At 56.8% G+C, this 11,203-nt stretch carries 11 protein-coding genes; 8 read left to right on the top strand and 3 right to left on the bottom strand.

Annotation, left to right across the window (positions count from 1 at the left end; translation table 11 throughout):
- Positions 1–306: 306 nt before the first annotated feature.
- On the bottom strand, positions 307–747 hold the full coding sequence (locus BIS11_RS03825) for a hemerythrin domain-containing protein (protein WP_253419291.1): 441 nt from the start codon (positions 745–747) through the stop codon (positions 307–309).
- 175 nt (positions 748–922) lie between these two features.
- Between BIS11_RS03825 and wrbA the strand changes: the two genes are divergently transcribed.
- Positions 923–1,522 carry an NAD(P)H:quinone oxidoreductase gene (gene wrbA / locus BIS11_RS03820; protein WP_253419294.1) on the top strand — a complete coding sequence of 200 codons (600 nt, stop codon included), beginning with the start codon at positions 923–925 and terminating at the stop codon, positions 1,520–1,522.
- Positions 1,523–1,575: 53 nt separating this feature from the next.
- Here the strand turns inward: wrbA and BIS11_RS03815 are convergent, their stop codons facing one another.
- Together BIS11_RS03815 and BIS11_RS03810 are read right to left on the bottom strand one after the other, a co-directional pair.
- A complete protein-coding gene (locus tag BIS11_RS03815; RefSeq protein WP_253419296.1) occupies positions 1,576–2,250 on the bottom strand; it encodes a GntR family transcriptional regulator in 675 nt (224 codons plus the stop codon).
- Positions 2,251–2,354: 104 nt separating this feature from the next.
- Entirely contained in the window at positions 2,355–4,094 is a 1,740-nt protein-coding gene (locus BIS11_RS03810) for an IlvD/Edd family dehydratase (protein WP_253419299.1), read from the bottom strand.
- A gap of 166 nt (positions 4,095–4,260) precedes the next feature.
- On the opposite strand from BIS11_RS03810, the gene BIS11_RS03805 reads away from it, so the two are divergent.
- The 7 genes from BIS11_RS03805 to BIS11_RS03775 form a co-directional block, all read left to right on the top strand.
- A complete protein-coding gene (locus BIS11_RS03805; protein ID WP_253419302.1) occupies positions 4,261–5,226 on the top strand; it encodes a tripartite tricarboxylate transporter substrate binding protein in 966 nt (321 codons plus the stop codon).
- 37 nt (positions 5,227–5,263) lie between these two features.
- The gene (locus tag BIS11_RS03800; RefSeq protein ID WP_253419304.1) at positions 5,264–5,734 is read left to right on the top strand and encodes a tripartite tricarboxylate transporter TctB family protein; all 471 of its coding nucleotides are present in this window, start codon (positions 5,264–5,266) and stop codon (positions 5,732–5,734) included.
- A gap of 39 nt (positions 5,735–5,773) precedes the next feature.
- Positions 5,774–7,291 carry a tripartite tricarboxylate transporter permease gene (locus BIS11_RS03795; RefSeq protein WP_253419305.1) on the top strand — a complete coding sequence of 506 codons (1,518 nt, stop codon included), beginning with the start codon at positions 5,774–5,776 and terminating at the stop codon, positions 7,289–7,291.
- Positions 7,292–7,351: 60 nt separating this feature from the next.
- On the top strand, positions 7,352–8,473 hold the full coding sequence (locus BIS11_RS03790; RefSeq protein WP_253419308.1) for a mandelate racemase/muconate lactonizing enzyme family protein: 1,122 nt from the start codon (positions 7,352–7,354) through the stop codon (positions 8,471–8,473).
- Between the two features lie 14 nt (positions 8,474–8,487).
- A complete protein-coding gene (locus BIS11_RS03785) occupies positions 8,488–9,414 on the top strand; it encodes a dihydrodipicolinate synthase family protein (RefSeq protein ID WP_253419311.1) in 927 nt (308 codons plus the stop codon).
- A 52-nt stretch (positions 9,415–9,466) separates the two neighbouring features.
- Entirely contained in the window at positions 9,467–10,450 is a 984-nt protein-coding gene (locus BIS11_RS03780; protein ID WP_253419314.1) for a D-glycerate dehydrogenase, read from the top strand.
- A gap of 8 nt (positions 10,451–10,458) precedes the next feature.
- Positions 10,459–11,203, top strand: a 745-nt coding sequence (locus BIS11_RS03775; RefSeq protein WP_253585747.1) for an alpha-hydroxy acid oxidase, incomplete at its 3' end; no start/stop codon positions are given.

Genomic DNA, 11,203 nt, shown 5'->3' with positions numbered 1-11,203 from the left:
GTTTTCGCCGATATGGTCGGGAACGAGCTCCAGCACGCCCGGTGCTCGCAGTTGATAGCGGCCGCCTTCGAGGCGGCCTTCGCGCGTGCCAGGCGTTTGATCGTCGAGGGTCCAGTCGAGCCACTGACCGAGCATGAAAAAAGTCCCTGTTGTCGTTCATTGTTGGAACATGCAGGTGTATCACGCGGCTCGATCTGGCTCAAAAGCGGCGTCGTCTGGCTATAAATAACACGGGCGAGGCTATAAATGCGCACATGAAAACGCCCCTTCCCGAAGAAAGAGGCGTCGTCATAAGACTTGCTGGCATCACTCGCCGCGCTGGCGCTGCATCTCGTCCTGGTACTCGTGGGCCAGCGACTGCTTCTGCTTCTCGGCAAGGCCTCGGCCGGCGAGCTGGAAGACCTCCTGCTCCTCCTCATCGAGGTGGTGGGTCACGAGGTGCTGGAGCTTCTTGGCATGCACCAGCCAGTTGCTGGCGCTGTAGTCGGTGTCGTCCAGAAGCTCGATGAGCTCGTCGATCTCGTGGTGCTCGGCCACGCTGTGGCGCGCCTTCTCCTGCGTCAGGTCGATGTCCATCATCGGAATATACAGCGCGCGCTCTTCGGCGTTGGCGTGGTACTTGAGCTCCGCGCGCACCTGTTGATAGAGCGTATCGCGCTCGCTGCTGTCGCCGTGGGTCTCCAGCAGCCGGGCAAGAAGATCCCGCTGAATGTCATGGTCCTTGCGCAGTGCTTCGAAAATCGTCATTACCCGCTCCTTGGTTTGATGCACGATCGGTCGTCTAGAAAATTAGTTCGCAACCCGGGAAAGTGCAAGGCGCCGCATCGAGCACCGCGCGGGACGAAAACGGTGCCAACGTGCGTCGATGGGCTAGGCTTGGAAGGTACCCGTTGTTTAACCCAGATCAACCAAGGAGAGAGCGATGACAAAGGTATTGGTGCTGTACTACTCCATGTACGGCCACGTGGATACGCTGGCCGCCGCCGTGGCGGAAGGGGTCGGTGAGGTCGAGGGCGTCGAGGTGAGCGTCAAGCGCGTGCCGGAAACCATGCCGGAAGACGCCTACAAGAACGCCGGCGGCAAGCAGGACTTCACGACCCCGGAAGCGACGCCGGGCGAACTCGCCGACTATGATGCCATCATCGTCGGCACGCCCACTCGCTTTGGCAACATGGCAGGCCAAATGCGCACCTTCTTCGACCAGACCGGCGGACTGTGGGCGAAAGGCACGCTGCGCGGCAAGGTCGCCAGCGTGTTCACCTCCACCGGTACCGGCGGTGGCGAGGAGATGACGATCACCTCCACCTGGACGACGCTTGCCCACCACGGCATGGTCATCGTGCCCGTCGGCTACGGCATCGAGGAGCAGTTCGACATTTCCGAAGTCAGCGGCGGCAACCCCTACGGCGCCGCGACCATCGCCGGCGGCGACGGCTCCCGCCAGCCAAGCGAGCGCGAGCTCAAGCTGGCGCGCTTCCAAGGCAAACTGGTGGCGCAGACCACGGTGAAACTGAAAAGTTAATGCTTTCGAATATTCTGTGAGTGCTTCAAGGAGCGCCCATTGTGGCGCTCTTTTTAACGTCCATTAAAGCGCGCCAAACTGAGGTAGCGTTCCTTCGAGGGCTGCAGGTGCTGCCGGCAAAGAGTACAAAGCTGCTCTCGGTTTTGTTTTTGCAAGGCATCGATTATCGCGAAGTGCTCGTCGCAGGCGCGCTGAAGGCTGGCCGGGTCGGACATTGCAACGAAACGGATCGAGTGCGCCTTCTGAGCGAACTCGTTGATGCACTCGGAAAGGTAGCTGTTACCAGTAGCGGAAAAGAGCGTGCGATGAAAAGCGATATTCATCAGAAATACGCGATGCAGGTCTTGTTGTTCAACTGCCTTGGCATACTGCTCTTGAATCTCAATGAGGTCCTTCAGGATCGTTTCCTTGAGCGGTAGCGCGATCGACTGCGCGCCGGCGGTTTCGAGTAACTCGCGCATGGCGTAGAGCTGCTCTACTTCCTCCGGAGTATAAGTCTTGACGAACGCGCCACGATTCTTGATGCGCTCCACCAAACCAATGGTTTCCAAGTGAAACAGAGCCTGGCGGACGACATGGCGCTTAGAATTGAAGCGTTCGATAAGGTCTTCCTCGACCAAACGTTCTCTAGGGCTCAATCTACCCAGCACGATGTCCTCTTCGATAGCTTCGACAATATGGTCGGTACCTACCGTTGTAGACGGTGCAGTGGCTTTTTTGTCTTTCATAGATAGTCGTTTATATCCCTGCCATGAAATCTTGGTCGGTATGGTCGATACCTTCCGGAAAGAAAGTATCGACCATGGTAGCAAGAACTCTTGAGCAGGCGTAGTTACTGGCCGCGAGGGACGCTAGCAGTGGTTTCGGGTCGACAGAATGCGAAATCGCAGCCTTGTTCGGCTTGAAGTATCTGCTCGAGAAACAGACGCCGATAACCCCTCTCTTTACTCGGCTCAATCCTCGGGGTAAGCGCTTCGCGCCGGGTCGCGAGTTCGTTCTCATCGACTTGCAGGTTCAAACGGCGCTCGGTCACGTTCAGTTCTATGAGGTCTCCATCTCTTATCAGGGCCAAGGGACCCATTTCGGCGGCTTCAGGTGAGATATGCAGCACAATGGTGCCAGCGGCGGTTCCGCTCATGCGCCCATCGGAAATACGCACCATGTCTTTCACACCTTGGGCAGCCAACTTTTTGGGGATGGGAATATATCCTGCTTCCGGCATACCTGGTGCACCCTTGGGGCCGATGTTCTGCAGTACCAGCACGTCGTTTGCATTGACGTCCAGGTCTGGGTCATCGATGCGTTTGGCCAGGTCTTCCAACCCTGTAAAAACGACCGCGCGCCCGGTATGGGTCATCAACTCGGATGAGGCAGCCGATTGCTTGATAATTGCGCCGTTTGGCGCGAGGTTGCCTTTTACAACGGCCATTCCTCCTTGAGCGTAAATGGGGTTCTCGGCGCTGCGAACGACTTGCTGATTGAGAATATGAGGGCTCGCCTCGAGATTCTCACCCAGCGTTTTGCCATTGATCGTCATCGCATCGAGGTGAAGCAGCGATTTGATCTCTCGAAGCAGTGCAGCCAGCCCGCCGGCCTGGTGCAGGTGCTCCATGTAGTGTTCCCCCGAGGGCTTGAGGTTCACCAGTACGGGTGTTTCTCGGCTCATGCGATCGAACTCATCCAGGTTGATGTCCAGTCCCAAACGCCCGGCGATGGCCGTCAGGTGAATAAGCCCATTGGTCGAGCCGCCCAATGCCAGTAAAACGCGCAGCGCATTTTCAAAGGAGGCCTCGGTCATGATGCTTTGCGGAGTGATCTGCTCGATGGCCAATCGTACGGCCTCGGTGCCGGTTTGTTCTGCAATGCGATGGCGATCAGCGAATACCGCCGGTGCGGTTGCGCTTCCCGGCAACATCATACCCATGGCTTCGGCCACACAGGCCATGGTGCTAGCCGTACCCATCACCGAACAGGTGCCTACGGTAGGTACCAGCTTGTCGTTGACTTCACTGATTTCCTGATCGTCGATTTCCTGGCCCCGGTAAGCAGCCCAGTAGCGGCGGCAGTCCGTACAGGCGCCGACGCGGGTTCCCCGATGAGAGCCGCTGAGCATGGGGCCCGTTACCAATTGAATGGCTGGTACGTTGGCACTAGCGGCGGCCATTAACTGCGCGGGTACGGTCTTGTCGCAGCCACCGATCAGCACGACCGCATCCATTGGCTGGGCGCGAATCATCTCTTCGGTATCCAGTGCCATCAGGTTGCGCAAGTACATACTGGTGGGGTGAGAAAACGATTCATGCAAGGAGATGGTCGGGAAATCCACTGGCAGTCCGCCAGCCAGCATGACGCCTCGCTTGACGCTATCGATTAGGCCCTCAACGTTGCCGTGGCAGGCATTGTAACCGCTGTAGGTATTGGCAATTCCAATGACCGGGCGGGAAAGGGCATCGTCTGTATATCCCATCCCCTTGATAAATGCCTTGCGCAAGAATAGCGAAAAGCCTTCATCACCGTAATTCGTCAATCCCTTGCGCATTCCCTGGGAGTTGTCGTGGTTGTTTTTTGTCATGGCAAAACCCTCTTCACGGCGTATTAGTCAATGAATGGTTTTTTAATTAATAATATTATTGACAATATTGTCAATGAAGAACTAGATTTTTTCAGGCATGCCAAGCAGAACGTACAACGCATACCGCATGAGTGACCTCACAAATACGACAAACAAGGTGGTTATCATGAAGTACAAACTACTCTCCACATCCCTATTTGCCGCAGTAACGGTTATCCCATTGAGTGCCAGCGCCCAATACTCGGTATCTGATGAAATTCGTGTATTACAAGGGTTTCAGGCCGGTGGTGGTAGCGATGCACTCGCACAACTGGTGCACCCTCACCTCAGAGAAATTCTCGGGGTCAATTTCGTCAACGAATATATTCCCGGGGCGACCGGCGCCATTGCCTGGACTCGCCTGGTACACCAATCGCCCAAGGATGGCACAGTCGTAAGTATCACCAATACGCCAATGTTAATGACTAATTACATCATCAATGATTCGATTTCCTATAGCATTGAAGAGCTTACGCCCATTGCCAATGTCGTGACCGATCCGGGTATCATCGTGGTTCATCCAGACAGCCCTTATGAAACCGTGGAAGATTTATTCGCCGCGGCAGAAGAGAACCCGGGACGCATCACCATCGGTAACTCTGGAGTCGGCGGCGACGACTACTTCTCTACCATCATGGTGGAGCGAGCTACGGGTCTGGATTTCGAACTCGTTCCCTTCGCCGGTGACGGTCCTTCTGCCACCGCAGCCATGGGCGGTCAGATCGATGCATCCTTCAATAATGTCGGCATCGTATATGGTCACCTACAAGCCAATAGCTTGCGTCCTCTCGCAGTGTTTACCGAAGAGCGCCTGCCGATGCTACCGGACGTTCCCACCTTGAAAGAGGTCGGTTATGACGTGGTGAACGGCTCATCGCGCGGGTATAGCGCGCCAGCAGGCATCCCTGATGAAGCACGCGACCAGCTCATTGCTGCTTTCGAGGAGTTGGCCACCAACGAGGAGTTTCTGCAGCAGGCCGAAGATCGCGCGTTCTACATCGATATCGTTACCGGTAATGACTACATGGAAATGATGCAGAACATGGAAAGAGCCTTCGGTGATATCTGGGCCGAGGTCGAAGACGACGTCTGATCCGTACGGACATCATGACAACAACGGGAGTGTTGAAATGAACTGGAGTCGTCTGTCGCTGGGCGTGTTCGGTGTGGGGCTTGCACTGTTCTTTTTTATCAACAACCTGGCGTACCCCGCGCGGGCGGCTCAGATGCCGCTGATCTTCTCGACGGCGGTAGGCCTATTGGCGGTTGCCCTGATCGCTCAGGAAGTATGGGCCGCTCGAAAAAGAACTCAATTGGTCAATGCAGAAGGTAGCGGCGTCGACTCAGGTGCCTCCCCTCCAGCGCAGGGTTATATAAAGGCGTTCGGTATCTTTCTTCTCGCATTGGTGTACGCCTACAGCATCGGCATCGTGGGTTATTTCATTGCATCAGCCGCGTTCATGGCAGCCGCGCTCATGGTCGTGCGGGAAGTCAGCATCAAGTACGCCTTGATAGGTACGTCAGCGCTGCTGGGAACGATCGGCGTGGTGTTTTTTTACTTTCTTGGCCTGAACATGCCTGCGCTTCCCACCTTTTTATAACAATCGTTCTATAACAACGTTGAAACCACGGGGTGAGTCATGGACCCAAGTTTGCTGTTAGCTGGCATCACGAACGTTCTGTCCTGGTCGAATCTGCTTCTGATTCTGGGTGGTACACTCATGGGAATGTTCGTGGGTGCCATGCCAGGGCTGTCCGCCACCATGGCGCTGGCGCTTCTATTGCCCATCACGTTTAGTCTCGATCCCGCTTCGGGGCTGAGCATGTTGGCATCCCTCTACGTAGGCGCCTCTTATGGGGGCTCCATCGCGGCTATCTTGCTCAACACACCAGGTACGCCCTCGGCGGCGGCCACTGTGCTGGATGGCTATCCTCTCTCGCAGCAGGGAAAAGCGGGTAAGGCTTTAGGCATATCGCTTTTTTCATCTTTCTGTGGCGGCTTGATGAGCGGGATCGCTCTGCTGGTGGCGGCACCGTTACTTGGCGTCATTGTACTCAAGTTCGGACCGGTGGAGCTTTTTGCGATCGCCGTGTTGGGTATCACGATCATCGGCTCGCTTTCCCAAGGCTCCGTCATATCCGGGCTTCTATCAGGAGGGCTTGGGCTACTAGTGAGTACGGTGGGTATGGATTTGATCACCGGCACCCCCAGAATGACGTTTGGTGAAATCAATCTGTTTTCCGGCATCAGCTTTACAGTAGCTCTGATCGGACTTTTCTCGATTCCCCAGGCGCTGCTGCTTATCGAAAAAGCCGGGTTGGGTAAGAAAAAGGTCGCCAGTAAGGTGACCGATCGCATCATTCCACATTGGGTGGATATCAAAGGCTTGATGCCCAATATCAGCCGTTCGGGGGCCATCGGGATTCTCACCGGCCTGATTCCTGGTACCGGAGGTGATACCGCCAGCTGGTTTGCATACAACGAAGCCAAGCGCTTTGCCAAGGATAAAAGTCGCTTTGGTAAAGGGGATCTCGCGGGTCTATCGGCACCGGAAACGGCCAATAATGCCGTTGTCGGTGGGGCCTTGATACCCACCATTGCCTTGGGGATTCCAGGGAGTTCGTCTACCGCGATTCTGCTCGGGGCGCTCATGGTTCACGGAATCCTGCCCGGTCCGAACCTTCTTACCGAGCACGGTGATGTGACTTACACGCTGATCTGGGCGGTAATTCTGGCGAACTTTGCGCTGCTGGCCGTGGGGCTTCTGTTCACCCGCATGTGTGTCGGGGTGACCAAGGTACCTGATGGATTCGTCGCCACAGCCATCATCATTTTATGCGTGGTGGGCTCATTTGCCATCAACAACAGTTTTTTCGATGTGGCACTGATGTTCGGCTTTGGTCTGTTTGGTTACTGGATGATCAAGGCTGGCATGGCCCCTGCACCCATGGTGGTCGGACTTATCCTGGGACCGGTTATGGAAACCAGCTACCAGCAATCCATGCTGATCGGTGGCAATAATCCCATGGTGTTCGTCAATAGTCCCATTGCTCTTACGCTGTTGTTGTTAGCGCTGTTCTCGGTGCTTCAAGCCACGCCCTTGTTCGGCACGCTGCGCAAGCGCCTCAAAAAACAATCCCATCAGCAGGCACGATAATGCTGCAAAAGACCGCAAAAATCGGTCGTCATCCTTCGGTCAATAACAAGAGAGGACTCAATGAGTATCATTAAAGACGTAAAGGCCATCACCGTTAGTGTACCGCTGGACAATCCAACGAGTTTCTCCAGTCGTCTGGTGTTGAAACGCGAGTACGCTCTGGTGGAAATCACCTCTGACTCTGGCCATAAGGGCATCGGGTTTTGCTATGGTGGCAGCAATGCCGGCGGCCTGGTCACCCAGGCGGTGCGAGAGCTTCTGCGTCCAGTACTGCTGGGCGAGGATACTTATCGGGTAGAAGGCTTGTGGCAGGCGATGTATCAGGAAGCATTGTTGCACGGCCGGACTGGCTCAGTGATGCGGGCGATCAGCATCATCGATACGGCTCTTTGGGACCATAACGCTCGCGCCGTGAATCTGCCGCTTTACAAGCTCCTGGGCGCACACGAGACCGAAAGTGTTCCCGCCTACGCCAGCGGCGGTTATTACCTGGAGGGCAAGACGCCTAAGGATCTGGGCAATGAAATGCGCTCTCACGTCGATAATGGCTTCAAAGCGGTCAAGCTCAAGGTGGGCCGAGAGTCCTTGGCCAAGGAAGAGGCACGTTTGGCTGCGGTGCGCGAGGCGGTAGGTCCCGATGTGCGGGTGATGATGGACGCCAACAATGCTTGGCGCGACTTGCCTTCAGCCTGCGAATTCATGCGCATGGCCGAGTCTTACGACCCTTACTGGATCGAAGAGCCTTTCAGCCCGGACGATATCGACAACCACCAGCGATTGGCTGAGCGCACTTTCGTACCCGTAGCCACCGGCGAAATAGAAGCAGGGCGTTGGCGCTTCAAAGAGCTCCTCGACAAGCAGGCAGCGATGATTTTGCAAACCGACGCCGCAGTGTGCGGGGGGATTACGGAATTTCGCCGTATCACCGCTACGGCAGTGAGCTATGGTGTGGATGTATGCCCGCACTGGTTTCACGACCTGCACGTCCATCTGGTGGCCTCCTCGCCCAATGCCCCCTACGTCGAGCACTTCGGGGATGATCAAGTACTCAACTTTCGCCGCTTGATCGACACGCAGCTCAAGACTGAAAACGGCCGGCTACTGCTGCCCAAGACACCGGGGTTAGGGTTCGATTTCGATGCAAAGACCATCGCGAACTACGCCGTTGACGAGTGGCAATGATAAAAGGAGGCGTTATGGATGCTGTTACACGAACCGGCCAAGTCTGGTCACCTGTGATCACACCTTTCAATGAGCGCCTCGACCCGGATGCTCGGCGCTTCGCCGCCCACTGTCAGTGGTTGATCGATCAGGATGTTGGGCTTGCAATATTCGGTACGAACTCCGAGGCAAACTCTCTGACGGTGCAGGAGAAGTGTCGGCTGTTGGATGCATTGGTCGAGCAGGGCGTGAGCGGCGAGCGCCTTATGCCCGGCGTGGGAAGCTGCAGTATCGGCGACACGGTTGCACTGACCCAGCACGTTGTAAAGAGCGGGGGAGCGAACGTATTGATGCTTCCGCCTTTTTACTACAAAGGAGTCTCCGAGGAAGGGCTCTTTCGCTACTTCAGCGAGGTGATCGAGCGAGCAGGGTCTTCTAACCTACGTGTTTATCTGTATCACATTCCGCCGGTCTCTCAAGTGCCCATCTCGTTGGCGCTGGTCGAGCGGCTGAAAAAGCGCTATCCGACTACGATTGCCGGTCTCAAGGATAGCTCTGGAGAGTGGGAAAACACCGCCTCGCTGATCGATGCTTTCGGCGATGACATGAACATCTACGCGGGTAGCGAACACTTTCTTCTCCAAACCCTTCGCGCCGGTGGGGCGGGCTGTATCAGCGCCACGGCGAACGTCAATCCAGCGCCGATTGCGGCACTCGCCCGACACTTCCAGAAGGAAGATGCCGACTCGCACCAGCAGGTACTTTCGCAAGTGCGCCGCGTGTTCGAAGGCTTTCCCATGATCCCGGCCTTGAAGACTGCAGCGGCTCACTATGGGGGTGACGACACTTGGAATCGCTTGCGTCCACCGTTGGTAGAGCTTTCCAAGCATCAATGTAACGAGCTTTGTCAGGCATTGGACGAGCTGAACTTCTCAATGCCCGACTACGCTACCTCAGTCTAGTTGACTGGCCCGACAAGCCCCGCTTGTCGGGCCAGCGCTTTGGAGAGTGACGATGAAAAAGCGTATCGTGGCGGTTCGCCGTCTACATGCCGAGCAGTTGGCTCGATTGGAGCGAGAGCATCACGTTGACTACTTCGGCGAGCTCGACCAGCACACCATGCCTGCATTTCTGGAAGCGATGCAAAAGGCCCATGCCTTGATCGGGGGTAAGCTTGACGTCGATGAAGAGCTGCTTGCCAGGTCCGAGCATTTGGAGATGATCGCAACGATCTCGGTCGGGTACGACAACTTCCCGCTCGAGGCGCTAACGCGCAGGGGGATCGCGCTGTGCAATACGCCGGATGTACTCACCGAAACTACTGCGGATACGGGATTCGCACTGATCATGACCGCGTGTCGACGAATCGCCGAATTGGATCGATGGGTAAGGGAGGGAAAGTGGCAAAGCCACGTGGTAGAGGCGCAATTTGGCCTCGACGTACATGGCAAGACCCTGGGGATTATCGGCCTGGGGCGTATCGGGGCGGCCGTGGCACGGCGAGGGGCGCTCGGTTTTGATATGCCGGTGCTTTACAGCGGTTCATCACCCAAGCCGCATGTGGAGGAAGAGCTCGGGGCCACGCACTGCTCGCTCGAGGCGTTGTTGGCCGAGTCGGATATAGTTTGTGTGACGGTGCCGTTATCGCCAGAGAGCCGCCATCTGCTCGATGCTCAGGCTTTCAAGATGATGAAGCCTTCAGCCGTCTTCATCAACATTTCCCGGGGCGCGGTGGTGGACGAGCCTGCGCTGATTCACGCCCTCGAAACCGGTGAGATTCGGTCGGCAGGGCTCGACGTTTTCGAACAAGAGCCCTTGTCTTTGGACTCGCCCTTGCTGAACATGCCTCAGGTAGTGCTGGCGCCGCATATCGGCTCAGCCACTCATGAAACGCGCGCATCGATGGTACATTTGGCGATTGATAATCTGTTGGCAGGGCTCGCTGGACAACGTCCCCCGAATATAGTGAATCCAGCCGCATGGGCATCTACACAATAGGAAGCGGTGTGAAGCAACTGGTAAAAATACACAATTTGCAGGACTTCGAGCACGCAGCGAGAAAGCATCTCCCTCGCCCCCTGTTCGGCTACATCGCCAACAGCGCGGAAGAGGGTTACACCCATGCCGCCAACCGCAGCGCCTTCGATGCTTACGGGCTGATGCCCCGTGCGATGGTGGACGTGTCCAGCATTGCCCTCGAGACCGAGCTTCTGGGCACGCGCTATCAAGCGCCGTTCGGCATCGCGCCGATGGGCATCAGTGCGCTCTCTGCCTACCGGGGCGATATCGTCCAGGCGCGGGCGGCGGCGGGGGAAGGGCTTCCGATGATCCTGAGCGGAAGCTCGCTGATACCGCTCGAGGAGGTGCTCGAGGTGGGGGAGACCGACTGGTTTCAGGCGTACCTGCCGGGCACGCTCGAGGAGATCGAGGCGCTGCTGGCGCGGGTCGAGAAGGCCGGCTACCGCCACCTCGTCATCACCGTGGACTACGCGGTACCGCCCAACAGCGACAACAACCGCAAGAGCGGCTTCTCGTCGCCGCTGCGCCCGAGCCTGCGCCTGGCCTTCGACGGTCTCACCCGGCCGCGCTGGCTGTTCGGTACCTTTTTGCGCACACTCTATCGCCACGGCCTGCCGCACTTCGAGAACAACTATGCCACCCGCGGTATCGCGGTGATGTCGAAAAACGTCACGCGCGACTTCTCGGGGCGCCGTCACCTGCAGTGGGAGTATCTGGAGCGAGTGCGAGCGC

This window comes from Halomonas sp. 707D4 (assembly GCF_024158685.1).
In the GTDB taxonomy this organism is placed as follows: Bacteria; Pseudomonadota; Gammaproteobacteria; order Pseudomonadales; family Halomonadaceae; genus Vreelandella.
The sequence above is the reverse complement of the archived record's forward strand: the minus strand, read 5'-3'. Positions and strand labels throughout refer to the sequence as shown.